22 protein-coding genes and 1 riboswitch are annotated in these 24787 nt (G+C 67.9%); of the genes, 10 read left to right on the forward strand and 12 right to left on the reverse strand.

What is annotated here, in order from left to right:
- Window positions 1-12: 12 nt before the first annotated feature.
- From FOZ74_RS15245 to FOZ74_RS15280, 8 genes are all read left to right on the forward strand, one after another.
- On the forward strand, window positions 13-504 hold the full coding sequence (locus tag FOZ74_RS15245; RefSeq protein ID WP_146913895.1) for a hypothetical protein: 492 nt from the start codon (window positions 13-15) through the stop codon (window positions 502-504).
- Between the two features lie 176 nt (window positions 505-680).
- The gene (locus tag FOZ74_RS16435) at window positions 681-869 is read left to right on the forward strand and encodes a DUF1799 domain-containing protein (protein ID WP_255437672.1); all 189 of its coding nucleotides are present in this window, start codon (window positions 681-683) and stop codon (window positions 867-869) included.
- Window positions 870-883: 14 nt separating this feature from the next.
- Window positions 884-5812, forward strand: a complete 4929-nt coding sequence (locus FOZ74_RS15255) for a phage tail length tape measure family protein (RefSeq protein WP_146913897.1) — start codon at window positions 884-886, stop codon at window positions 5810-5812.
- Window positions 5809-6738: a hypothetical protein gene (locus FOZ74_RS15260; RefSeq protein ID WP_146913898.1), complete on the forward strand. Its 930-nt coding sequence runs from the start codon at window positions 5809-5811 to the stop codon at window positions 6736-6738. The genes FOZ74_RS15255 and FOZ74_RS15260 overlap by 4 nt, the downstream gene beginning before the upstream one ends.
- Window positions 6738-8249, forward strand: coding sequence for a hypothetical protein (locus FOZ74_RS15265; protein WP_146913900.1), 1512 nt, complete (start codon window positions 6738-6740; stop codon window positions 8247-8249). The genes FOZ74_RS15260 and FOZ74_RS15265 overlap by 1 nt, the downstream gene beginning before the upstream one ends.
- A complete protein-coding gene (locus FOZ74_RS15270; protein WP_146913902.1) occupies window positions 8246-8944 on the forward strand; it encodes a hypothetical protein in 699 nt (232 codons plus the stop codon). The genes FOZ74_RS15265 and FOZ74_RS15270 overlap by 4 nt, the downstream gene beginning before the upstream one ends.
- Window positions 8944-9657 carry a hypothetical protein gene (locus FOZ74_RS15275; RefSeq protein WP_146913904.1) on the forward strand — a complete coding sequence of 238 codons (714 nt, stop codon included), beginning with the start codon at window positions 8944-8946 and terminating at the stop codon, window positions 9655-9657. The genes FOZ74_RS15270 and FOZ74_RS15275 overlap by 1 nt, the downstream gene beginning before the upstream one ends.
- A 175-nt stretch (window positions 9658-9832) precedes the next feature.
- Window positions 9833-10618, forward strand: coding sequence for a DNA adenine methylase (locus tag FOZ74_RS15280; RefSeq protein WP_146913906.1), 786 nt, complete (start codon window positions 9833-9835; stop codon window positions 10616-10618).
- A gap of 270 nt (window positions 10619-10888) precedes the next feature.
- Here the strand turns inward: FOZ74_RS15280 and FOZ74_RS15285 are convergent, their stop codons facing one another.
- The 9 genes from FOZ74_RS15285 to FOZ74_RS15325 form a co-directional block, all read right to left on the reverse strand.
- Complete coding sequence (locus FOZ74_RS15285) at window positions 10889-11632, reverse strand: amino acid ABC transporter ATP-binding protein (protein WP_146913908.1); 744 nt, start codon at window positions 11630-11632, stop codon at window positions 10889-10891.
- Entirely contained in the window at window positions 11629-12309 is a 681-nt protein-coding gene (locus FOZ74_RS15290) for an amino acid ABC transporter permease (protein ID WP_146913910.1), read from the reverse strand. Before FOZ74_RS15290 ends, FOZ74_RS15285 begins: the two co-directional genes overlap by 4 nt.
- Before the next feature lie 31 nt (window positions 12310-12340).
- Window positions 12341-13141: an amino acid ABC transporter substrate-binding protein gene (locus tag FOZ74_RS15295; RefSeq protein WP_146913912.1), complete on the reverse strand. Its 801-nt coding sequence runs from the start codon at window positions 13139-13141 to the stop codon at window positions 12341-12343.
- Between the two features lie 110 nt (window positions 13142-13251).
- The gene (gene hpnE / locus FOZ74_RS15300) at window positions 13252-14571 is read right to left on the reverse strand and encodes a hydroxysqualene dehydroxylase HpnE (protein ID WP_146913913.1); all 1320 of its coding nucleotides are present in this window, start codon (window positions 14569-14571) and stop codon (window positions 13252-13254) included.
- A 64-nt stretch (window positions 14572-14635) separates the two neighbouring features.
- Window positions 14636-15475: a presqualene diphosphate synthase HpnD gene (hpnD, locus tag FOZ74_RS15305; protein ID WP_146913915.1), complete on the reverse strand. Its 840-nt coding sequence runs from the start codon at window positions 15473-15475 to the stop codon at window positions 14636-14638.
- A gap of 109 nt (window positions 15476-15584) precedes the next feature.
- Window positions 15585-16424, reverse strand: coding sequence for a squalene synthase HpnC (gene hpnC / locus FOZ74_RS15310; protein WP_255437674.1), 840 nt, complete (start codon window positions 16422-16424; stop codon window positions 15585-15587).
- A gap of 22 nt (window positions 16425-16446) precedes the next feature.
- Window positions 16447-17469 (reverse strand): restriction endonuclease, encoded by a 1023-nt coding sequence (locus FOZ74_RS15315; protein ID WP_222434174.1) that lies wholly within the window; start codon window positions 17467-17469, stop codon window positions 16447-16449.
- Window positions 17466-18296 (reverse strand): alpha/beta fold hydrolase, encoded by an 831-nt coding sequence (locus FOZ74_RS15320; protein WP_146914232.1) that lies wholly within the window; start codon window positions 18294-18296, stop codon window positions 17466-17468. The genes FOZ74_RS15315 and FOZ74_RS15320 overlap by 4 nt, the downstream gene beginning before the upstream one ends.
- A complete protein-coding gene (locus FOZ74_RS15325) occupies window positions 18296-19609 on the reverse strand; it encodes an O-acetylhomoserine aminocarboxypropyltransferase (protein WP_146913917.1) in 1314 nt (437 codons plus the stop codon). Before FOZ74_RS15325 ends, FOZ74_RS15320 begins: the two co-directional genes overlap by 1 nt.
- Window positions 19610-19686: 77 nt before the next feature.
- On the opposite strand from FOZ74_RS15325, the gene FOZ74_RS15330 reads away from it, so the two are divergent.
- Both FOZ74_RS15330 and aroC read left to right on the forward strand, forming a co-directional pair.
- Window positions 19687-20148 carry a CBS domain-containing protein gene (locus FOZ74_RS15330; RefSeq protein ID WP_146913918.1) on the forward strand — a complete coding sequence of 154 codons (462 nt, stop codon included), beginning with the start codon at window positions 19687-19689 and terminating at the stop codon, window positions 20146-20148.
- Between the two features lie 58 nt (window positions 20149-20206).
- A complete protein-coding gene (gene aroC, locus FOZ74_RS15335) occupies window positions 20207-21304 on the forward strand; it encodes a chorismate synthase (protein ID WP_146913919.1) in 1098 nt (365 codons plus the stop codon).
- Window positions 21305-21363: 59 nt separating this feature from the next.
- Here the strand turns inward: aroC and nrdR are convergent, their stop codons facing one another.
- The 3 genes from nrdR to FOZ74_RS15350 all read right to left on the reverse strand — a co-directional run bounded on the left by nrdR (window position 21364) and on the right by FOZ74_RS15350 (window position 24149).
- The gene (nrdR, locus tag FOZ74_RS15340; RefSeq protein WP_146913920.1) at window positions 21364-21813 is read right to left on the reverse strand and encodes a transcriptional regulator NrdR; all 450 of its coding nucleotides are present in this window, start codon (window positions 21811-21813) and stop codon (window positions 21364-21366) included.
- A 24-nt stretch (window positions 21814-21837) separates the two neighbouring features.
- On the reverse strand, window positions 21838-23082 hold the full coding sequence (gene glyA / locus FOZ74_RS15345; RefSeq protein WP_146913921.1) for a serine hydroxymethyltransferase: 1245 nt from the start codon (window positions 23080-23082) through the stop codon (window positions 21838-21840).
- A gap of 32 nt (window positions 23083-23114) precedes the next feature.
- A riboswitch (ZMP/ZTP riboswitch) is annotated at window positions 23115-23266 on the reverse strand.
- A gap of 52 nt (window positions 23267-23318) precedes the next feature.
- Window positions 23319-24149 carry a lytic transglycosylase domain-containing protein gene (locus tag FOZ74_RS15350; protein WP_146913922.1) on the reverse strand — a complete coding sequence of 277 codons (831 nt, stop codon included), beginning with the start codon at window positions 24147-24149 and terminating at the stop codon, window positions 23319-23321.
- Between the last annotated feature and the right edge of the window lie 638 nt (window positions 24150-24787).

Raw genomic sequence — 24787 nt, forward strand, 5'->3', positions numbered from 1 at the left:
GAATTTCCCGCCATGACCGTCGTACTCGCCTCCGTCGCCTTCTGGGCACCCGTCACCTACCGCCTGATCGGCGACAACGGCCAGCCCGAGATCATCGAAGGCCGCGCGCGCTACACGCGCCTGAAGACCTCCGAGCGCCGGCTGCTGGACCGGCGCATCCGCGCCAACCGGCTCACGCCCGAGGTGCGCGCCGGCATCCGCGCGCAGCTGGACGCGCCCGATTGCAACTTCACCGCGCGCGAGCGCGCCGAGGTCGAGGCCGACCTGGCCGCCGAGCCCATCACCGACGAGCAGTTCCTGGACGCGCTCCTGGTCGATTGGGAGCTGCGCGACAAGTCGGGCAACGCCATCGCTTTCACCCCCGCCACGCGGCGCGAGCTGTGCGAAGACTGGGACGGGCTGGAAGCCGCGCTGGTGCGCGGCTACGTGCGTGCGCAGGAGGCCGCGCTCAAGCCGCAGGAGCAGGAAAAAAACTCCGAGGCGCCGTCCGGCACTGGTTCCTGAGTGCCCGGCATGCGCGCCAAAGCGCCGAGGAAGAAGACGCCGAGCTGCGCGCCCAGTGGGCGCGTCTGGGCGCCGATCCCGACCGCGCGCGCTCTGGCGCCCAGCAAGCCGACGAGCCGCTGCAACCCCAGGCCTGGGAACTGCCGCCCGAGCTGTGGCCCGCATGGGAATGCTTTGTGTGCTGCTGGAGCCAGTGGCGTGTCGTCGTCGGCATCGGCGTCGCCTATTACGAAGGGATCGACCGCGCCAGCCTGCTCTCCACCATGGACATGCTGGGCATTCAGCGCAGCAAACGCCGCGCGGTGCTGATGCAGGTACAGATTCTGGAGAGCGAAGCCAAGCTGCTGCGCAATGAGCGTGATTAGAGACAGAGCCCGTCATGAGCAATGAATTCAACGTCGCGGTCAAGGTCAGTGCCGACGCCTCGCAGCTCACGGCCGAGCTCAAGCGCGCCGGTGGGGCGCTGCAAGAATTCACCGCCCGGGCGCAAGGCGCCGGCGCGGGCGTCACCGGCGCGCTGCAGAGCACCACCACCGCCGCACAGGCCATGGGCGCGGCCGTGCACAGCGGCGCGCAGGCCCATAGGGCGGGCGCGCAAAGCGCCGCGCAGCACGCCGATGCATTGCGCGGCGCCGCGGCCCAGGTCACCAACACCGTCACCGCCCTGGGCGGCCTGGCCGGGCAAGGTGCCCAGGCCGGCGCGGCGCTGGGCAGCACCACCGGCGCAGTGCGCGCGCTGGTCACCGCCGCCGGCGTGGCCACCACCGGCCTGGGCGCGCTGGCCATCGCGGGCGGCGCGCTCATCACCGCCTACGCGCGCGGCTCGGCCGAGGCCGACCACTACCGCCTGGCCATCGTCACCACCGGCAACGCCGCCGGCACCTCGGTCGACCAGCTGGCAGGCTACGCGCGCCAGATCGCCAGCGTGTCCGGCACCCAGGCCCAGGCCGCTGAAACGCTGGCCATGTTCACCGACACCGGCGCAGTAGGTACCGGCATGCTGCGCGAGGCCGCGCAGGCCGCCATCGAGTGGGAGCGCGCCACCGGCCAGGCCGCCAGCACCACCGCGGCCAAGTTCGCCGCGCTCGCGCGCGATCCGCTCGCGGCCACCGTGAAGCTCAACGAGGGGATGAACTTCCTCACCACGAGCACTTACCAGCAGATCAAGGCCCTGCAGGAGCAAGGCCGCACCAGCGACGCGGCCGCCGCCGCGCAGCATGCCCTGGCCGACGCGTTCACTACCCGCGCGGGCGAGATCGAGGCCAACCTGGGCACCATCGAACGCGGCTGGCGCGGCGTGAAAGACATGGCCGCCAGCGCCTGGGACGCCATGCTCAACATCGGACGCGAAGGCACCAAGTCCGACCGGCTGCAGGCACTGAAAGCCGAGCTCGCGCAGCACCAGGCGGCGCAGGCCATTGACACGCGCGGCCTTGCAATGGAGTCTTCGGCCAGCGTCATGGCGCGCCGCGGTCAATCCGAGCGCGCGCAGCAGATCGAGAACGAGATCGCGGCGCTGGAAGCCGAGATCGGCACGGAAGAAACACTTGCTCAGCTGCAAGCCAAAGGCGCGGCGGATCGCAAGCTCTACTTCGAATGGGAAAAGCAGGGCGACGCCCTGCGCACCAAGGCCCAGCGGCGCGAGCAGGCCATCCGCAGCGCCGAAGCCGAAGGGCAGGCGCTGCTCAATGCCGGCCTGATCACCGAGGCCCAGCTGCGCGAGCGCATCGACGCCATCCGCCAGAAGTACAGAGACCGCAAGAGCGCGGGCACGGGCGCGCCTGGGCGGCCCGACAGCGAACTCGCCAGCCTGCAGGCCCAGCTGCAGGCCGCCCAGCTCTATGGCGAGCAGCTCTCCACCCTGGGCACCGCGGCGAGCGCGCTCAATGCGGGCGAGCGTGCATCGCTGAAGATCGGCGAAGAGCTCAAGCAGGTCACCGACGACAAGACCGCCGCCCGCCTGCGCGAGAAGCAGGCCATCGCCGACGCCCTGGGCGCGCAGCTGCGCAGCAACGACGGCCTGCAGGAGTCCCTGAAAGCCCACCAGGCGGACATAGACGCGAACTACGCCGACGCCGACGCCATCGAGCAGCGCGCCAAGGCGCAAGAGGCCGCCAACGCCACCCTGGGCAAGTCCAAGGCGGCCATCGAAGAGATGACGCTGGCCGAGCTCAAGCACCAGATGGCCGAGGCCCAGGGCAGCGACAGCTTCGACCCCAAATACATCGCCTCACTGGAGCGCAAGATCGCCGCGCAAGAGCGCTGGGTGACGGCGCTGCGGGGGGCCGACTACAAGGCGGCCGAGCAGCACGTCAATGAGCTGCTGCGCGGTGCCGAGGAACTCTCGCGCGCCTACGCAGACGAGCAGCAGCTCTCGGGTCTCACGGCGCTGGAGCGCGAGAAGATCACCGCGCAGCGCCAGGTCGAGCTCAAGTACGCCAAGGAGCTGGCCGCCATCGACAAGATGGCCCTCTCGGATGCCGAGAAACAGGCCCTGCGCGAAATCGCCCTGCAGGCCAAGCGCAAGGAGGGCATCGCCGCCGTCGCCAAGGCCCGGCAGCAGGCGGGCGCGGCCGCCGCCGACGAGATCAACCGCAGCCTCACCGACGCGCTGATGCGCGGCTTTGAAAGCGGCAAGGGGTTCGCGCAGAACCTGGCCGACACCACGCGCAACCTGTTCAACTCCATGGTGCTGCGCCCGGTGATCAGCGCCATCATGACCCCCGTGTCGTTGGTGGTCAGCGGCATCGTGCAGCAGGGCCTGGGCGCGGTGGGCCTGGGCAGCACAGGCACCGGTGTTCTGGGCCTGGCCAGCAACGCCAGCACCGCTTACAACATGGTCGGCGCGCTCAACGGCCAGGGCTTGCTCGGCGGCGTGGGCAGCACTCTGTTCGGCAACGCGGCGGCCTACGGCGCGATGACGCCTGGCCTTGCCCTTGGCGGCCAGCAGGCTGCGATGCTCGCCGCGCAAACCGGCGAATTTGGTCTTGCCGGGGCCACGGCCACCGCCCAGGCAGGCGGCGCAGGCATGGGCGGTTTCGGCGCGCTGCTGTCCAGCCCGCTGGCCATTGCGGGCGGTGCCCTGCTGCTGGGCAACGCCCTGGGCCTGTTTCGCACGACAGAAAAACGCGGTGGCGGCCTCATCGGCACCCTGGGCGAGGCCGGCGGCGTGCACGACGCCGACCTCATGCGCAAGTCGGGCACCCTCTTCGGTGGCCCGGATTGGTTCGTCGAGGACCGCGGCCAATCGGCGCTGGACAAAGCCATCCAGGGCTCGTTTGACGCCAGCAAGACCGCCATCAAGGGCTTCGCCGAATCCCTGGGCCTGGCCACCGACACGATCGACGGCTTCAGCACCGTGCTGGGCACAGAAACCATGGGCGACCATGGCCAGCTCGGCATCCGCCTGGACAACGATGGCCAGCCGTTGAGCGATGCCGAAGTGCAAGCCAAGATCGCCGCCGCCATCAAGGCAGCCGATAACGAGCTGGCACAGCAATTGATCGGCGCCTGGCAAGAGAGCACCGAGCAGGTCACCGAACGGGTGCGCACCGGCTTTTGGGACAGCGGCGACAACGGCGGCTACTCCGACGTCACGCGCGACGTCACCACCACCACATATACCCCGTCGGAATTCGCCCGCGACGGTGAGCAGGCCATAGACACCCTGACGCGCCTGGGCACCAGCCTGCAGGCCACGGGCGCCGCGTTCACCGCGCTGGGTCTCACGCTCTACGACGCAAGCCTGGCCGGTGGCGACATGGCATCGCAACTGGTCGACGCCTACGGCGGCATCGACGCGATGAACGCCGCCCTGGGCGCATACCACCAAAACTACTACACCGATCAAGAGCGCTACACCACGGCGCTGGACGCGGTGCGCGCCGAATTCGAGCGCCTGGACATCGCCATGCCGCCCAGCCGCGCCGCCCTGCGCGCGCTGATCGAAGGCCTGGACCGCACCACCGAGTCCGGGCGCGAGACCTTCGCCGCGCTGACCAATTTGTCCAGCGCCTTTGCCGCCGTCACGCCCCAGCTGTTCGATGCGGGCGCCGAGCTGGCCGGCACCATCCGCTCGGCGCTGCTGGGCAGCTTCGACGGCGCCAGCGCCGGCGCGGCTATGGCCCAGACGGTGCAGCTGGGCATCTACAACGCGATTGCCGGGCAGTTCGCCAACCAGATCACCGGCATCATCGTCGCCGGCGTGGTCGACCCGGTCATCCAGGCCGCCATCACCGGCTCCAGCGTCAGCGCCGCCGTCAGCAGCGCGTCGATCGCGCAAATGGTCGAGCAGGCCAACGCCGTGGCCAGCGCCGCCGCCCAGATCATGAACGACCCGGCCTTCGAGGCCGCGATGCGCGACATCGGCGCCGCCGTCAGCCGCATCACCATCCCCGTGGTGCGCGCCGCCCCGGCGGTGAACACCTACGCCAGCGCGGTGGACCGCAGCGCCAGCGCAGCAACAAAGGCCAGCGACGCCATGGACGCGGCATTTGCCGCGCTGCAGCGCTCGGTCGGCGCCGAGAAAGAGCGCGCACAGACAGCGCTTGAATCTGCGCGCGCCCTTGAGAGCGAATTCGCCAGCCTCTTCGGCTACCTGCGCGGCGCGGTCGCCGATCTGCGCGGCCAGGTGGCGCAGACCGCCGACTGGCAGGCGCAGCAGGGTTGGGCCTTCATCGACGAGGCCCTGAGCGCCTGGCGTGCTGACAGCGCGCTGCCCCAGCAAGAGCAGCTCGCAGCCGCCGTCGACGCAGTGCGCCGCGAGCTTGACGCGGGCTGGGGCGATACCGAGTTCCTTCGCATGGTGCTCGCCAACAAACTCGAAGAACTCCAGGTTGGCAGCGAGGCGGCGCTGAGCGAGCAAGAGCGCCTGGTGCTCGCTGGCGAGGCACAGGTCAGCGCGCTCGATGCGCTGCTGGACAACGCCGCCGACCAGCTCGCCTACGCCAAAGGCACCTACACCGCGCTGCTGGCGCTGCCGCAGGCCATCGCGGGCTTCAACGCCGCCATCGGCGGCAAGGGCCTCCCCGGCACGCCCCTGCCGTCGCCAGACACCTGGGCGCCGCTGATGCTGGATGCGGGCACACCGGCGCCCGCCCCGCAGCTCTACGGCGTGCCCATGGCCAGCATCGCCAGCGCCGATGCCGACAAACTCGCCGCGCTGCTGCAAAAAGTGCTCGATGCGCTCGGCGCACTCAAGGGCAACACCGAGGGCAGCGCCTACCACCAGCGCCGCGTCTCTGAACTATTGGAAGACGTGGCCAACGGCTCGGCCGTGCTGCACACCCGAGAGGCGGCCGTGGCATGACAGACTACGCCCGCCTGCTGGAGCCGCGCGCCATCACCGAGGCGCGCCTCATCGACTGCTCCGTGCCCGAGCCGGACGCGGGCGTGGGCGAGATCGCATGGACGTCTGGCGAAGACACCGCCATCGGTGAGCTGCGCATCCGCGCCAGCACGCACCGCGTCTACAAGGACGCCAAGGGCGGCGTGAGCACCGTTGCCCCAGAGCTCGACCCCACGCGCTGGAAGGACGAAGGGCCAACGAACCGCTGGGCCTGGGCCGACTATTACGAATCCACCGTCACCACCGGCGCCTCGCCGCTCACGCTGCGCGTGCGCCCAGGCGTGTTTGGCTCCATCGTCTTTCGCGCGCTCGACACCGGCTCGGTGCGCGTGCAGTGCTGGGACGCGCCCGGCGGCGCGCTCTACCACGACCAGACCTACGCCACCGACGACTATCTGACGGGCGATCTGATGTGGGAGTTTTATTTTGGCGAGCCGCGCCAGCGCACCTACCTCTTGATCGACAACCTGCCGCTGCACCCCGCGGCCGAGGTGCTCATCACCATGACCAGCCTGGCCGGGGCCGCCGCTGCCGGCGTAGGCACCGTGGCCTTTGGCCTGTGGGAGACGCTGGGCCTGCCCGAATTCGTCTTTGACGCGGACCTGATCGACAGGAGCCGCATCGAAGAGGAGCCCGTCACCGGGCGCATGCGCATCAAGCGCGGCGTGCCTGCGGTCAACGTCAGCGGCACCTGCGTGCTCGACGACGTGCAGGCCAGCCGCGTGGCCGAGGTCATCGCGCGCTACCTGGGCGTGCCCGTGGCCATCTCCATCAGCGCGGCCGCGCGCTACGACTACCTGAACACCTTCGGCCTGGTCAGCGCCACCGTCTCCGCCATCAACCCCAAGCAGGCGCGAGTGCGCCTGCGCACCCGAGGAATCACCTGATGCCCACGCTACCCCCCACCATAGACAACCCGCCCGTGCTGCCCGACCCGGGCGACAAAGAGACCTTCAGCGCGCGCAAGCTCGCCAACATGGCGTGGGTCAACGCAGAGCTGACCCCCAAGGCCAACGCCATCGGCGCGGCCAGCCACGCCAACGCGGTGGAGGCGGCGGGCGCGGCGGTGGCGGCCGCTGACGCGAGCGACGTTGCCGTCGCGGCCAAGAACACGGCCACCGCAGCCGCCACCAGCGCCACCGACGCACGCGATGCCGCCACCGACGCGCGCGACGCCGCGCAGGGCTACAAGAACACGGCCGAGGGCAGTGCATCGGCCGCCGCCACATCGGCCCAGCTCGCCCAGGACTGGGCGAGCAAGACCGATGCCCCGGTCGCCGGTGGCGAGTACAGCGCCAAGAAGCACGCGCAGGACGCGGCCGCATCAGCCGGGCAAGCGGCGGCCGGCGTGCTGGACAAGCCGCTCACCGGCCTGGACCTCTCCGACAGCACTGCCGTTGCCGCGACGGATACGGTGCTGCAGGCATTTGGCAAGCTGCAGGCGGGCAAAGCCAATATCAGCGCTGGCTCGCTAATAAATCTGCTGCCGGATTCGGGGCGGTTCGATACGTCGCTGCCGAATAGTAATAACAATGCCGATGCGCCTGACATCGTTTTCAGTCCAGGTGGTTTCTTCAGTAGCTACAACGGCTCCACGCTCTATGAAGCTGCCCGCAATTATTACGATTCATCCACCTACGGCGGCGCCGCCCCTGCGACACCGGCAACCGTACAAGATTTGTTTACTGCTGCCGGAATGCCGGGGCGTTATCAAACGCAGTTTCGGGTGCTGGGGATAACGTTCGGCACAGGTACAGCCGCAGCAGGCCCCGTGGTGGATGGCATGCAGTTGTATATTGGCGCGGTCAACGCTTTGGCATTGCCACGGCGTATGACGATGGGGATGTGGATACGGGCATACGCTAAGCCGCTGTCAGTATTGGGCACCGTTGTACGCCCCACTGATGGGTGGGTCAAGGTGTTAGGAATCTTCGGTACGTGGGACGGATATAGCACTGCCGGCCCGTTACTTTTCGGCCAATCCGGCGGTAATTGCGAAATCGCGATGCCGTGGGTGGTTGCAGGGTATATTGATTATCAGCCAGATTTTCAACTGCTTGCCACGCCCATCAATCCACTGGTCTTTGACGTCCCCACCAGCACCGTCACCAGCGGTGCCTACACCCTGCAGCTCGTTGACCGTGGCAATTGCGTAGACGTTGGGCACGCCATCACCGTTCCAACGCTTGCAACAGTCGCCTTCCTCAAGGGTAGCGTCGTCAACCTGCAAAACGTCACAGCCAGCGGCTTGACCATCACCGCGCAGTCTGGCGCCACGGTGTATCTCTCAGGCGATCCGACAAAGACCGGCCCATTTACGCTCAAGGGCTACGGTTGGGCAGTTCTGCGCAAGATCGACACAGCATCGACCTGGGTCATCAGCGGGGCCGGTATATGAGCGGCGTCGTTGCTTCATGCGCCGCGATTGCGCGAGTGCAGCCGTTTACTCTCACCCTGTCGAGCTACTACTTCGCCCCAAATATTCGCAATTTAGCGATCGCTGCCGGGTGGAACGCGTCCGCGCCATTGATTGTGTCGATCACGGCAACGACAGGAGGGGCTATCAATGTGCCATCTGCAGCGTCAGCCAGCTTTCCTGGTGGGCTAACGTTACAAATTGCCGCTGGCGCCCGAGTTTTGGGTGCGCAAGTTGGACCTGGCAGCTCGCGCGGCGGTACAGCGATCAAAGTTGCGCAGGCAATCACCATTGACAATCTCGGCAGCATCATCGGCGGCGGTGGCCCGGGCGGCTACGGGGGCAATGCTACTGCAGGCGGCCAGACTGCATCAGGAGGCGCTGGCGGAAGTGGCGCTGGGGTGTCTGCTGGCGGCTATGCTTCATGGACTTCTGGCACAGCAGGGCAAACAAAAACTGACACCGGTTTTCCCCCTGCTTGGGAGATAAAAGGCGGTACAGGTGGGCGTGGCGGCGTTGAGGGTGCACAAGGCGAGGCGGGCAGTAGCGGCGTCATCATTAGCGGAACGGGCACCGCATACCCAGGGAATGCTGGTATGCCAGCTGGCTACGCCGTCGAAGGCAACAGCTATATCACCTGGATCAACACCGGCACGCGCGCGGGAGGGGTTGTGTGATGAACATCACGCAATACCTCCAACTCGCTGGCGTGCCACACGATCTGCACGCGCAGGCGCTGCACTCGCTCGCCAGCGCGCGTGCTGCTACCGGCGGCACCCTCGGCCCGATGCTGTGGCGCAAGCACTTCGTGCGGCTTTTCCGCGCCGGGAAGATCGCCTCGCTGCTCACGTGGGAAGACAACCGTCTGATCGACCGCCATCCCGAGCTTGCGGAATGGGACATCGCGCCAGTGCTCAATGTGACCTGCAACGGCGACAACAGCATCTGGCGCGACACGCCCGAAGGCGGCAGACCCGATCCGAATGGATGGGCGAATCCCGACCCTGGGAGCGTGGATTACCAGCTTGCCTGCCAGCGCAACTACTGGCTCCCGGGTGCGCACCCGAGATCGCCCGAAGCGCGCAAAGCATGGTATCGCCGCAACGCATGTGAGTACGTTGCGTGGGAGCTTGGATGCCCCGTGGAAACCGACGTGCAGGAGTGGACGGACAACGGCATCACCGTGCTGCGCAGCGGCGATGCCTGGCAGATCAGAGGCATCGTCAAGTGGTTCGGGCCGATCCGTCTCAAGATCGACATCGGCTACGAAGTTGGCAACGTCTTCGCGAAGATCAACGGGCGCTGGGTGCAGAGCTGGTACCCGCTGCCGGGCTACGAGCTGCGCGCCTGCGCGGTCTGGGCCGTGTATCCGACGCTGGCGCGGGCGTAGGAGCGAGCCACGATGTAGCTACACGAAAAAAGACGGGCGACCCACCCAGGTGCGCTAACACCTGGCCAGACCCCGAACCTGCAGAGCAAGCTGCAAGCCCGGCGAAGACCCGCCACCTGTCGACAGGCGCGTCAAGCCTATCAGCAATTTCCCCCAGTGAAAGAGGCTTGCAAATATGACAACCCCCATCGTTCCATGGATCGGCGGCAAGCGCCGCCTGGCCAAGCACATCCTGCCGCACTTCCCCGCGCACACCTGCTACGTGGAACCCTTCTGTGGCGCTGCGGCGTTGTACTTCCTGAAGGAGCCGGCCAAGGCCGAGGTGCTCAACGACATCAACGGCGACCTGGTCAACTTGTACCGCGTGCTCAAGCACCATCTCGACGAGTTCGTGCGGCAATTCCGCTGGTCGCTGACCAGCCGCCAGATCTTCAAGTGGCTGCAGGCCACGCCGCCTGAACCACTGACCGACATCCAGCGCGCCGCGAGGTTCTTCTACCTGCAGAAAAACGCCTTCGGCGGCAAGGTCGACGGCCAGACCTTCGGCACGGCCGCGACCGCACCACCCCGGCTCAATCTGCTGCGACTGGAGGAAGACCTGTCCCAGGCGCACCTGCGCCTGGCTGGCACGTACATCGAGCACCTGGACTGGGCCGCGTGCATCGAGCGCTACGACCGTCCCGCCACACTGTTCTACTGCGACCCGCCGTACTGGGGCACCGAAGGCTACGGCGTGGATTTCTCGCTGGATCAGTACGAGCGCCTGGCCGACCTGGCTCGCTCCATCAAGGGCAAGATGGTGATCTCGGTCAACGACATCCCCGAGATGCGCGCGGCCTTCAAAGGCCTGGCCATGGATCGCGTGGAGCTGTCCTACACGGTTGCCCGCGCAGGAGCTCGAAAGCGCTTCGGCGAGCTGGTGATCTACAACTGGGATCGTGCAGGCGCCCTGGGCGAGTAGTTCCTCCGTGTGCAATTTCATTACGCTACGCGAAACTGACAGCCCAAGCACTTATCACGCCTTGATGCCCCAAGTTTTCGCGCGGCGCTTCATAGCCTGGCGCAGCGTTCTGGTGGGGTCAGGGAAACGAATGCCGGCGGCATGGCTGGCATGTCGCCATCGCACGGGTAGGCGGTTGCCGTCCGCATGCAAGCAGGGCTGTCGCGACTGGCTACGCTCCCCGTCGCGGGGTATCTGGCGCGCCGTGGCTCCTGCTGCGCGGCGTTGCGCTCAGCCTTGCAGCGTGATCAGGAAGCGTTGGGTCCGGGGATCCTGGGGGTGCTGGAACAGATCCTGCGACAGCCCGGACTCAACGATGGCGCCGCCCTCCAGAAACACGGTGTGGCTCGCCACCTGCGCGGCCAGGCGCAGGTCGTGCGTGGCCATCAGCATGGTCATGCCCTCGCGCGCCAGGTCGCTCAGCACGGCGACGACCTCGGCCGCCAGGCCCGGGTCCAGCGCCGAGGTGGGCTCGTCGCACAGCAGCACCGCGGGCTCGGGCGCCAGCGCGCGGGCGATGGCCACGCGCTGCTGCTGTCCGCCCGAGAGGTTGGCGGGCCAGGCGTCGGCCTTGTCGGCCAGGCCGACCTTGGCCAGCAGCGCCCGCGCCCGTTCGCGCGCGCGCTCGCGGCTCCAACGCTTGACCGTGACCAGGCCTTCCATCACGTTGTGCAGCGCGCTCTGGTGCGCGAAGAGCTGGAAGTTCTGGAACACCATGCCGGTCTGCAGGCGGATGCGCTGCACCGCCTCGTGCGCCGGGCGCGTGCCGGGCGCAAAGCGCAGGGTTTCGCTGCCGACGGTGAGCGTGCCCGAGTCCGGAATTTCGAGCAGGTTCACGCAGCGCAGCAGCGTGCTCTTGCCGCTGCCCGAAGGGCCGATCAGCGCCGTCACCTGGCCGGGCGCGATCTGCACGCTCACGCCGTGCAGCACCTCCTGGCCGGCAAAGCTCTTGTGGATGTCCTGCAGCGCAATCACCGCCCGCCCTCGGCAAACACCGCATGGCGGCTGAAGTGGCGCTCCAGCCGCACCTGGGCGGACGCAAGCACCGAGCACAGCACCAGGTAGATCAGCGCCGCTTCCACGTACAGCACCAGCGGCTCATAGGTGACCGAGGCGATGCGCTGCGCGGCCTGGAAGATCTCGGGCACGGTGATCACCGCGGCGAGCGACGTGTCCTTGACCAGCGCGATGAAGGAATTGGCCAGCGGCGGCACGGCCACGCGCGCCGCCTGCGGCAGCACGGTGCGGCGCATGGCCTGGCCGCGCGTCATGCCTATCGAATAGGCGGCGTCCCACTGGCCGCGCGGGATGGCTTCGATCGCGCCGCGTATCACCTCGGCGTTGTAGGCGCCGATGTTGAGCGAAAAGCCGATCAGCGCGGCCGTGAAGGGGTCGAGCACGATGCCCGCGCTGGGCAGGCCGTAGAAGATCACAAAGAGCTGCACCAGCAGCGGCGTGCCGCGGATGAGCCAGATGTAAAAGCGCACCAGCGCCACCAGCGGCGCCGGCCCGAACAGCCGCGCGAGCGCCGCCCAGAACGCCAGCACCAGGCCGAAGACGAAGGACAGGACGGCGAGCGGGACGGTGAACTTGATCCCTCCGACCAGCAGCGGCCAGAGGGATTGCCACATCAATTGCAGCCAGTCGGGCACGGGCCTGCGCGGCGTTGGGGGCGGCGGCGCCTCAGCGCAGCTTGGCCGAGAGGTCTTCGCCGAAGTAGCGCTCGGAAATTTCCTTGTAGCTGCCGTCGGCGATCAGCGCATCGATGGCCTTGTCCACCGCGGCCTTGAGCCCGGCCTGGCCCTTGCGCATCAGCACGCCCGAGCGGCCGAACTCCGCGCTGTCGTCCTGCGCCACCACCTTCACCTTGGACTGGGGCTGCTGCTTCTTGAAGTCCAGGTAGGACAGGTAGTCGTTGACCGTGGCGTCCACGCGGCCGGCGAGCAGCAGCGCCACCGCGTCGTTGAAGCCCTGTACCGCCACCACCTGCGCGCCGTTGCGCTCGGCCAGCTTGGCGAAATTGCTGCTGATGCTGTTGGCGGACTTCTTGCCCTTGAGGTCGGCAAAGTTCTTGATGCCGGTCTCGCTCTCGCGCACGATGAGCGCGGCGGCCGAGGCGATGTAGGGCTTGGAAAAGTCGTACTTCGCCTGGCGCTCGGCAGAAATGCCCACCTGGTTGATGACCACGTCGTAGCGGTTGACGTTGAGCCCCGCGATCAGCCCGTCCCACTTGCCTTCGACGAATTCGGCCTTGACGCCGAGCTTGGCCGCGATTGCGCGGCCGATGTCCACGTCGAAGCCGACGAGCTTGTTGTCCGCCGCCTGGTGGAAGCTGAAGGGTGCGTAAGTGCCTTCGGTGCCGATGCGGATCGTGCCCGCCTTCTGGATGGCGGCCAGGTCGTCGGCGGCCAGCGCCGGGGTTTGTGCCCACAGGGCAAGGCTGGCGATGCCGGCGGCCAGCCACAGGGTCTTGAACAGTTTCATGGTGCTCTCTCGATGTCTTGCGCGCCGGCCTGCGGCCAGCGCCCGGCCACCAAGTATGCGCGCAATCGCTGCGGGGCAAGGCCCGGGCCAGCGATTGTTTGGCAATGTGCTTATGCCGGCCCGCCGCCCGGCTGCACACCAGCCAGGCTACGCGCGGCCGCCACGCCCAGGCGCACCGCGCCTTCCAGCGTGGCCGGGTAGGGCCCCTCGACATAGTCGGCGCAGGCGAGCAGGCCGGGTGCAACGTGCATCGCCGGACGATTCAGCGCCGGCGTGCAGGAGAAGGTGGCGCGCCGCTCCACCACGGTCCGCAGCACCTGCAGACCGGCCAGCCCCAGCGCGCCGTGCGCCTGGCGCAGCACCTGCGCCGCCAGCGCCTGGCGCTCGCCGGTGAAGGCGCTCACCACGAAGGCCAGCAGCCCCGGCGGCCCGCCCAGCTGGCCGCGATCGAACACGAACTGCGCCGGGGCATCCGCTTCGCTGCGCAGCGCCAGCATGGCCCGCGCCAGCACCGGGCCGCGTGCGCCGGGAAGCTGCGCATAGACCGTGGCGATGGCGCCATGGGCCAGCGGCTCGGCCGCGGTGACCCAGGCTTGCAGCAGTACCTGCATCGCGCCGGTCGCATCGGCCCGGGCCAGCAGGCGGGTGGCTTCGCTGCCTGGGCAGGCCAGCAGCACGGCATCGAAAGCCTCACCATCCACATGCCAATGGCGGCCGTCGTGCGCCAGGGCCTGTACCCGCCGGCCCAGCCGCACCGCGTGGCCGCGCCCGCGCAGCCACCGCAGCGCGGGTTCGGGCAGCAGCGCGCCCAGCGGCAGGCGCGGCAGCAGCAGGTTGGAGCCGCCGCGCCCGGCAAACAGACTGTCGCGCAGCACGGTGAGGAAGACCTGACCGCTGGCGCAGTCGGGCGGCGTGTTCAGCGCCGAGATGCACAGCGGCGCGATGAACTCCTGCACCAGGCGCGCGGGCAGGCCGGCGCAGAGATCGGCCACCGTGGTGGTGCTGGCGCAGGCAAAGCCCGCTAGCCGCCAGGCAAGCGCCTGGCGCAGCAGGGCCAGGCGCTCGGCCAGGCTCCAGCCGCGCGCGCGCACGATGCCGGCCAGCGCGTCCCAGGGCGGCGCCATGTCGGGCAGGGCCAGGCCGGTGCCGTCGGCAAAGCGCAGCGCGAGGGGCTCGCGCTGCAGCGCCAGTTCCGGCTCCACGCCCACCAGCCGCATCAGGCGCAGACATTCGCCGTAGGCGCCGATCAGGATGTGCTGGCCGTTGTCCAGCGCCAGCGGCTTGCCGTCAGGCCCGGCCACGGTGACGGTGCGCGCGCGCCCGCCGGCTTCGCGCCCGGCCTCCAGCAGCGTGACGCGGTGGCCCTGCTGCGCCGCTTCAAGCGCCGCCGCGCAGCCTGCCCAGCCGGCTCCGACGATGGCAAGCTTCATGGGCGCCAGCCTGTGCCGCCGGAGCAAGGCGGGCAGGAGCGGCCAGATCGCCCGGCGGGGTGTCTCACATCTTCCCCAGCGCCTGCACCTTCCATGCCAGCCAGAGCTTGCGGATGGGCGTGAGGGCGATGCGCTGGTGCAGCACCCGAAAGTCTTCGGCCTCGATCTCGCGCAGCAGCGTGCGGTAGATGCTGGCCATCATCAGGCCGGGCTTCTGGCTGCGCCGGTCCACCGCGGGCAGCATGGACAAGGCCTCGTCAAAGCTGCGGTGCGCGCGTTCGGCCTGAAAGCGCATCAGCCGCGTAAAGGCCTCGCCATAGCGGCGGTGCGCCAGGTCTTCGGGCGTGACGCCGAATTCGCGCAGCTCCGCCTGCGGCAGATAGACCCGCCCGCGCAGCGCGTCTTCGCCTACGTCGCGGATGATGTTGGTCAGCTGCAGCGCCAGGCCTAGCTTGTGCGCATAGTCGCTGGTCGCCTTGTCCTGCTGGCCGAAGATGCGCGCCGACACCTCGCCGACCACGCCAGCCACGTAATGGCAGTAGTTGGCCAGGCCGGCGAAGTCTTCATAGCTGTCGTAGCGCAGGTCCATCTGGCAGCCTTCGATGATGTCCAGCAGCTGGCGGCGTTCGATCGCGCAGGCGCCCACGTGCGGTATCAGCGCGCGCATCGCCGGATGGCTGGGCTGGCCGTCGAAGGCCTGGTTCACCTCGGAGCGCCACCAGTCCAGCTTGGCCGCCGCCACGCCCGGGTCGCGCACTTCGTCCACCACGTCGTCCACCTCGCGGCAGAAGGCGTAGAACGCGGTGATCGCGGCGCGCTTGTCGCGCGGCAGGAAAAGAAAGGCGTAGTAGAAGCTGCTGCCTGAGGCCGCGGCCTTGTTCTGCACGTACTGCTCGGGGTTCATCGGGGCGTGATTGTCCCATGCGCGTGAGCGCCCGCCCCGGGTTTGCGGTTTTAAGCGAAATCGGCCTCAACCGCTTGCCTGGCAAGCGCTGGCAGCTATCAAAACGGGATTACATCAGCACGGCACGCCACAGCATGCCCGGCAGATGCCAGGCGCGCAGGCGCGGGCGCAAGCGCAGGCTGGCGCCGCCCAGCGTCTGCACCTGGCCCAGCACCGCAAGGCCGCCTTGCACCACCAGGCGCAGCTCCCAGCCGACGCGCCCGCGCAGCCGATGCACCAGCGGCGCGCCCTGCAGCATCAGGGTGCGCGCCCAGGCGGCGCAGTCCATGATGAGCGCATCGCTCGCCGCCGAGCGCCGCAGCGCCGCCAGATCGGCCCGCGCCACGCCGTGGGCGGCGCAGTCGGCGTCGCTCAGATAGTGGCGCCCGCGCGGCAGGTCCACGCTCAGGTCCTGCCAGAAGTTGATCAGCTGCAGCGCCGAGCAGATCGCATCGCTTTGCGCCAGCGCCGGTGCATCCCGCACGCCGTACAGATGCAGCAGCAGGCGCCCGACGGGGTTGGCCGAACGGCGACAGTAGTCGAGCAGCGCGGCGCGGTCGGCAAAGGTGGCGTGTTCGCGCGCCATCACCACGTCCTGCTCGAAGGCGTCGAGCAGATCGGTCAGCAGGTTCAGGGGCAGGTCGTGTGCCGCGATGGCGCTGGCCAAGGGGTAGAAGACCTGCGGCCAGCGTGCGCTCGGGGCCTGGGCGGCTGCTGCGGCGGCCAAGTCTTGCCGGTAGCTTCGCAGATCGGCCAGGCGCTGCTCGGCCGTGGCATGTCCCTCGTCGGCAAGATCGTCCGCCGTGCGGGCGAAGTGGTAGATCGCGGCAATCGGCGCGCGCAGGCGCGGCGGGCACAGCCAAGAGGCTACGGGAAAGTTTTCATAGTGGGTGACGGGGGCGGGATTCACGGATGCCACTGCGGCGCGAGCGTCAGGCAGGCCAGTACACCTTGCGCAAGGGGACCAGGCGCTGCATCTCCACGTCCATGCGCTCGTAGTGTTCCAGCAGAGCGCGCACCAGATCGTCCAGGTCCATCAACATCACCGGAATGCGGCCGCGCTCGGCCTCGTAGCGCGCATCTTTGGTAAAGCCGCCGGTGCTCACGTACAAGCCCTTGTCGTGATCATGGCGCCCGCCCAGAAAGCTGCGTATCTGCTGGGAGCCGATGGCGCTGCCTTCACGGTGCTTGACCTCGACCACGATGCGCGGGTCTTCAAACCCGAAGCCGTCGGGCGAAGCCACGATGTCCTTGCCTCGGTCCGAGCCCTTGGGCGAGATGCGCGTCTTGTAGCCCATGGCGCGCAGCAGGCTGGCCACCAGCTCCTGCATATCTTCCCAATCGAGCGCGTTGACCTTGTCCTTGATGAACTCGAAGCCCTTGGACTGCACGTCGCGATAGATATCTTCCTGGCTGTCTTCTTCCGTCTGCGTCGGCTGCACACTCTCGTGAGGCTTGGCCGAAGGCTGCGACAAGCGGGAAAGAACCTCTTGCCCCACTTGAGGTGGCAGCAGGAAGAGCGTGGAGATGGCACCGAGGCTGTTGCGTGCAGCTACCGAGAGCGCATCGCGCGGCACGCTGCCGAGCCAGCGGACGCTGCGCTCGTTCGGAAATTCGGCCAAGTGCGCAGGGCGATAGGCGTAAGCACCGGTGATGCTGCCTAGAAGGTAGACGCGGCTGTCCGGGTCGTAGCTCACGACGTGGTCGCTCACCGCGATCTCGTGCACGAAACGGTAGGTCTGCCCGGCAGCAGACGCTCTCTGTCCGGGTTTGAGCTCCGGCATGGCCTGTTCCACTGCCAGGGCGAAATCGGCGCGCGTGGCATAGCGCGACAAGTCGCCCAGCGCGCTCCAGCCTATGGCCACGAGCGACTGCGTGCGAAAGTCTTCGATCAGGCTTGCGCCTTCGCCGGCGCGCACCATCCATACGGGGCGAGAGGTATGTTCGGAAGTCATGCTTGCAGAGTCGATGGGGACGAATTCAGGAATTCGTGCAGCGCCGCCGCCGTTTCCACTGGCGCCTCGGTCATCTGATGGTGCCCGACCGGCAGGTGGTGCACCTGCACGGACTTGCCTGCCGCCCGTGCGGCCGCGATGAGCGGCAGGGCGGCGCGCGGCGGCGTCATCTGGTCGAGCCGTCCCAGCAGAAACAGCACGGGGCAGGTGAGGGCGGCCATGGCGGCCGGGCCTCCGGCGTACTGGTCGCAGGCCACGAAGCCGCGGTGAAAGACGTTGACGGCCGTATTGCTGCGCAGCACCTTGCGCCCCAGCGCCATGCTGGCGCCATAGACCCAGAAGCCGGCGCCGCTGGGCGAGGCGAGCGTGCTGCGCGAGAAGACGTTGATCATCTTCAGCGCCTTCTCGGGCTCGCTTTGCGAGGCCTCGATCAAGGCGGGCGAGACGGTCATCGGCGCGGCGGTGCCGATCAGCGCGAGGTGGCTCACGCGCTCCTTGAGAACCGCCGCGGCTTCCATCGCGATCAGCGAACCCCAGCTGTGGCCGACGAGCGCGGCCTGGCTGCAGCCGACGGCATCGAGCAGCGCGGCGATGGTGCCCGCCGCCTGCTCCACGCTCGCGGGGGCTTCGCCGGCACTGCGCGCGTGCCCGGGCAGGTCGATCGCAAGCACGTTGAAGCCGTGGTTGGCTAGGTAGCGCGCCTGCCAGAGCCAGACGCTGTGGTCGCACAGCACGCCGTGGATCAGGATGGCGGTGGGCCGGGCCGGGTTGAATGCCTTGTCGCCGGTATAGGCATAGAGCGCAGCGCCCTGCACTTGGTAGATCATCACGCACCTGCCTTTTCGCCGGATTTTTCCGCTGCTTTCAGAGCGCGCTTCAGGTCGTCGATCAGGTCATCCGGGTCTTCCAGTCCGATCGACAGCCGTATCGTGCCCTGCGTGATGCCGCCCGCGAGCAGCGCCTCGTCCGTCATGCGGAAATGCGTGGTGCTGGCCGGGTGGATGACCAGCGAGCGGCAGTCGCCGACGTTGGCCAGGTGGCTGAAGATCTTCAGCGTCTCGATGAACTTCTTGCCCTGCGCGCGGCTGCCTTTCAGGTCGAAGCTGAACACCGCGCCCGCGCCGCGCGGCAGCAGCTTTTGCGCCAGCCGGTGGCTGGGGTGGCTCTCCAGCATGGGGTGGCCCACGCGCGCGACGAAGGGGTGGCTGGCGAGGAACTGAACCACCTTCTCGGTGTTGCGCACGTGGCGGTCCATGCGCGCGCCCAGGGTTTCCACGCCCTGCAGGATCAGCCAGGCGCTGTGCGGGCTCATGCAGGCGCCAAAGTCGCGCAGGCCTTCACGGCGCGCGCGCAGCAGAAAGCCGCCGACGCTCGATTCCTGCGCGAACACCATGTCGTGAAAACCGTCGTAGGGCGCGCTGAGCTCCGGAAAACGCCCCGAGGCGTCCCAGTCGAAGCCGCCGCCATCGACCAGCACACCGCCCATCACCGTGCCGTGGCCCGAAAGGAACTTGGTGGCCGCGTGGTAGACCAGATCGGCGCCGTGCTCCAGGGGCCGCATCAGATAGGGCGTGGTGAAGGTCGAATCCACCAGCAGCGGCACGCCCGCCTCGTGCGCGATCTGCGCCACCGCCGGGATGTCCAGCACCTCCAGCCCCGGGTTGCCCAGGGTCTCGCCCAGCAGCAATTTGGTGTTGGGGCGGATCGCCGCGCGCCAGGCGTCGATGTCGGTCGGTTTGACGAAGGTGGTTTCTATGCCGAAGCGTCTGAGCGTGTAGTTCAGCAGGTTCTGCGAGCCGCCGTACAGCGCCGTGCTGGCGACGATGTGGCTGCCCGCACCCATCAGCGTGACGATGGCCAGGTGCAGCGCCGCCATGCCGCTGGCCGTGGCGATGGCGCCGGCGCCGCCTTCCAGCGCCGCGATGCGCTGCTCCAGCACGTCGGTGGTGGGGTTGGAGAGGCGCGAATAGACGTGCCCCGGCTGCTCCATGTTGAACAGCGCGGCGGCGTGCTCGCTCGACTCGAAGACGAAGGAGGTGCTGAGGTAGATGGGCGTGGCGCGCGCGCCGGTCGCGGGGTCGGGCCGGGCGCCTGCGTGCACGGCCAGCGTGTCAAAGCCGGGGTCGGCGTAGCCGGGCATGGATGTCTCCGTGTTCATGCATGAAGCGATGCATTGTGGGCTATATTTGCCGGTGCCCACCGCATCGATCACCAGCCATGAAAGTTCGCGACATCCTGCGCCTGAAGGGCGGCACGCTCTACACCATCACGCCCGAAGACAGCCTGGCGGACGCGGCGCGCATCATGTCCGAGAACGATATCGGCTCGCTGGTGGTGATGGCGCACGAGCGCGTGGTCGGCATCCTCACCTTCCGCGAGGTGATCGACGCCGCGGTGAAGAACGGCGGCAAGTTCGACGGCCTGTCGGTCTATCGCAGCATGGACCCCGGGCCGCTCATCTGCACGCTGGAGACCGAGCTCGACGAGGTGCGCCGCATGATGCTGGGGCGCCACGCGCGCTACCTGCCGGTGATCGACAACCGCCAGCTCATGGGCGTGATCAGCTTCTACGACGTGGCCAAGACCGTGGTGGACAGCCAGAACCTCGAGAACAAGCTGCTCAAGGCCTATATCCGCGATTGGCCCGAAGACCAGGCCTCCTCCGAAGCGCAAGGGTGAAATCCGACCCTAGCGCCCGTCCAGCAAGCGCTGGCAGCTACCAAACCAGGAGTCATCCATGAGCGGCAGCACGCTGGGCAGGCTGTTTCGCGTCACCAACTTCGGTGAATCCCATGGTCCGGCCATAGGCTGCGTGATTGACGGCTGTCCGCCGGGCATGGCCCTGAGCGAGGCCGACATCCAGCACGACCTGGACCGCCGCCGCCCCGGCACCAGCCGCCACGTCACGCAGCGCAAGGAGCCCGACGCGGTGGAAATCCTCTCGGGCGTCTACGAGGGCCGCACCACCGGCACGCCGATCGCGCTCTTGATCCGCAACCAGGACCAGCGCAGCAAGGACTACGGCGAGATCGCGCAGCAGTTTCGTCCCGGCCATGCCGACTACAGCTATTGGCACAAGTACGGCCTGCGCGATCCGCGCGGGGGAGGGCGCTCGTCCGCGCGCCTGACCGCGCCCACCGTGGCGGCGGGCGCCGTGGCCAGGAAGTGGCTCAAAGAGAAGTACGGCACGCAATTTCGCGCCTGCATGACGCAGCTGGGCGAACTGCCCATCGCCTTCGAGGGCTGGGAACATGTGCAGGGCAACCCCTTCTTCGCCCCCGTGGCCGACGTGCAGCGGCTCGAGGACTACATGGACGCGCTGCGCAAGGCGCACGACTCCTGCGGCGCGCGCATCCGCGTGCAGGCCACGGGCGTGCCCGCTGGCCTGGGCGCGCCGCTGTACGACAAGCTCGACGCCGACATCGCCAAGGTGATGATGGGCCTGAACGCGGTCAAGGGCGTGGAGATCGGTGCGGGCTTTGCCAGCGTCGCGCAGCGCGGCAGCGTGCATGGCGACGCCATCACGCCGGCGGGCTTTGCGAGCAACCACGCGGGCGGGGTGCTGGGCGGCATCAGCAGCGGGCAGGACATCGAGGTGAGCATTGCCATCAAGCCCACCAGTTCCATCCTCACGCCGCGCCCGTCCATCGACATCCATGGCGCGCCGGTGCAGGTCGTCACCAAGGGGCGGCATGATCCCTGCGTGGGCATACGCGCCGCGCCCATCGCCGAGGCTTTGCTCGCCCTGGTGCTGATGGACCACGCGCTGCTGCAGCGCGCCCAGTGCGCCGACGTGGTGCAGGTGCCCCCGCCGGTGGCGGCAAATTATCAGTAAAAAGTGGCGTAAACGCTTGCCAGGCAAGCGCTGGCAGCTATGGTTTCAGCACCGGAGCGCTATTCGGCGACCTTGTCCACCAGCGCCTTGAATTCGTCGATGTGTTCAAAGCTGCGGTACACGCTGGCGTAGCGCACGTAGGCGACCTTGTCCATCCGCTGCAGCTCGTGCATCGCCATCTCGCCCAGGCGGTTGGACAGGATCTCGCGCTCACCCAGCTGCAGCAGGCGTTCTTCAATGCGCTCTATCGCCGCATCCACCTGCTCGGTGCCCACCGGGCGCTTACGCAGCGCAATGCGAAACGACCCTTCGAGCTTCTCGCGCCGGTATTCCACGCGCCGACCGTCCTTCTTGACGATGGCCGGGAAGTTCACCTCGGGCCGCTCGTAGGTGGTAAAGCGCTTGTCGCAGGCGCTGCAGCGGCGCCTGCGGCGCACGTATTCGCCGCCTTCGGACTCGCGGGTCTCCACGACCTGCGTGTCCGGATGGCTGCAGAACGGACATTTCATGGCTGTCCGGGCGGCGTGCGCGGCTCAGCGATAGACCGGAAAGCGCGCGGTCAGCTCGCCCACCCTGGCGCGCACCTGGGCCAGGTTGGCCTCGTCGTGCGGCTTGTCCAGCACGTCGGCCATCAGCTGGGCCGTCAGGCGCGTTTCCTCTTCCTTGAAGCCGCGCGTGGTGATGGCCGGCGTGCCCACGCGCACGCCGCTGGTCACGAAGGGCTTTTCCGGGTCGTTCGGGATCGCGTTCTTGTTGATGGTGATGTGCGCCTGGCCCAGCGCCGCCTCGGCGGCCTTGCCGGTAATGCCCTTGGAGCGCAGGTCCACCAGCATCACGTGGCTTTCGGTGCGGCCGCTGACGATGCGCAGACCGCGCTCGGTCAGGGTCTGGGCGAACACCTGGGCGTTCTTGGCCACCTGCTTGCCGTAGGCCTTGAACTCGGGCGCAAGCGCTTCCTTGAAGGCCACGGCCTTGGCGGCGATCACGTGCTCCAGCGGCCCGCCCTGCAGGCCGGGGAAGATGGCGGAGTTGATCGCCTTCTCGTGCTCGGCCTTCATCAGCACGAAGCCGCCGCGCGGCCCGCGCAGGCTCTTGTGCGTGGTGGAGGTCACCACGTCGGCAAACGGCACCGGGTTGGGGTACTCGCCCGCCACCACCAGACCCGCGTAGTGCGCGATATCCACCCAGAAGATCGCGCCCACTTCCCTGGCCACGCGTGCCATGCGCTCGAAATCGATGCGCAGCGCATAGGCCGAGGCGCCGCCGATGATGATGCGCGGCTTGTGCTCGCGCGCCTTGGCTTCAAAGGCCTCGTAGTCGATCTCTTCCCTGGCGTCGAGGCCGTAGGAAACCACGTTGAACCATTTGCCCGACATGTTCAGATGCATGCCGTGCGTGAGGTGCCCGCCTTCGGCCAGGCTCATGCCCAGCAGCGTGTCGCCCGGCTTGGCAAAGGCCATCAGCACGGCCTGGTTGGCCTGGGAGCCGGAATTGGCCTGCACGTTGGCCGCCTCGGCGCCGAAGAGCTGCTTGACGCGGTCGATCGCCAGCTGCTCGATCACGTCCACGTTCTCGCAGCCGCCGTAATAGCGCTTGCCGGGGTAGCCTTCGGCGTACTTGTTGGTCAGCTGCGAGCCCTGCGCCGCCATCACGGCGGGTGAGGCGTAGTTTTCGCTGGCGATGAGCTCGATGTGCTCTTCCTGGCGGCGGTTTTCCGCCTGGATGGCAGCCCACACTTCGGGATCGGTCTGTTCTACGAGGATGTTGCGTTGGTACATGGCAGAGGTTGCGGAGTCTTCCCTTGGCGTGCAAGGGCTGCCCAGGCGAACGACAAAACGCGCGACGGCTTGTGCCCGTGCGGTACGCTTCCCCGTGGTATGCGCCGGTTGCGCCGGCGCTCCACGTCAGCCAGCTGCCCCATGGCGGGCAATGCCAGACCTATCGCCAGTTGCGTACCGCGCGAGTGTAGCCTGCGAGGCCGGCGCCGCAGCACCTGCCGCGTGCCCGGCGGGCTTCAGTAGCCGCCTGCCAGTAGCGCCACCTTTTCGCCCGGCTGGCGCGTCAGCGCGCCGGGCCCCGACGGGGCAGCGGGAGCGGGGGCGTGCGCGGCGACCAGCGGCGCGCGGGCGGCGCCCTGGGCCACCTGGCGCAGGCGCTGGTGCTCGGCCAGCACCTTGCCGGCGTAGCCGCCGTCGTCGGGCAGGTTGGCCGCGCCGACATAAAAGCGCAGGCCGCCCTCCAGGGAGCCGGCGCGCTGTATGCATTCCTGCAGCACCTTCACGCCCACGCGCAGGTTGGCCACGGGATCGAAGGCGGCAAAGCGTCCGCCGAAGTCTTCATATTTGTCGGTATGCACGCGCGTCATCACCTGCATCAGGCCCTGGGCGCCAACGGCGCTCTGCGCGAAGGGGTTGAAGCCCGATTCCACCGCCATCACCGCCAGGATCAGCGTCGGTTCGAGCCGCGTGCGGGCGCCCACGGCATAGGCTTCCCCGACCAGCACGGCGAGCGGCTCGGGGGCCACGCGGTATTTCTTGCTCAACCAGTAGGTCACGGCGGCCTGCTCGCGCGGCAGGTCCTTGGGGTTGCCGGCGGTGGCGCGCTCGCTGGCGACGGCTTCAAGGGCAAAACCGTTGATCTCCACCTGGCGCTCCTGCAGCCAGCCCATGAGCTGGTCGGCGCCCATCTGGCGCAGGTCGGGGCGGGCGCTCAGGGTGATGGCGGCAAACGCCACCGCCAGCCCCAGCAGCGCAAGGCCGCTGTGGGTCACTTCAAAGAATCCGGCAGCAATGTCGCCGACGAAAGTACGAATACCAGAGACGGCACGCAAGCCTGCCTTCTTCATGGGGAGTCCTTTTGCATTGATGCCGGCCTGCTTTGCGTCCGAAGCACAGGCGACATCTTCAAGGGCCGGAACCGGTTCCGGCGTTCCGCCACCACCCTTGGTACAAGAGAGACCGGCCCGTTCGGAGGGGACCGGCATGGTGCATGGCACTGTGAGACGTATAAGGGTTTGTACGGACCCCTTGTGAAATTGAGGCGGATTCTAGGGAGCTTCCATATACGCGGTCAATAATAAAGAATAGTCTTTTAGAACAAAAACATTATTAGCGGCATCCCGTTGGTTGGATCGAAAGCGCCGAAACCAAGGGTTTGCCCCGTACGGCGCGGCTTGGCGAGTCGGCTGCCGTCCAGTGGTTTCGAGTTGCAACGATGCGTGACACGGCAGGTGCAAAGCTGCTAAGGTGCGCTCCGTCTGCAGCAAGCAGACGAGGCTTGCCAGCCTTGCAAGGCCGGTCGATTCGTCATCGATCGCCCCGTGCCCGGCAAGGCGGGCAGCACCATGGGAGGCAATCGTTTGCCTCCGGCGCGTCGGACAGCAATCTCCGCAGCGCCAGGGACGGATCAGGCGGGTATGCCGATCCTCCAGCCCGGTGCCGGGGTTCCCCCGCCACCGGGCTTCTCTTTGTGGGGCCGCGCGGG

Source organism: Comamonas flocculans (genome assembly GCF_007954405.1).
GTDB lineage: Bacteria > Pseudomonadota > Gammaproteobacteria > Burkholderiales > Burkholderiaceae_C > Comamonas_C > Comamonas_C flocculans.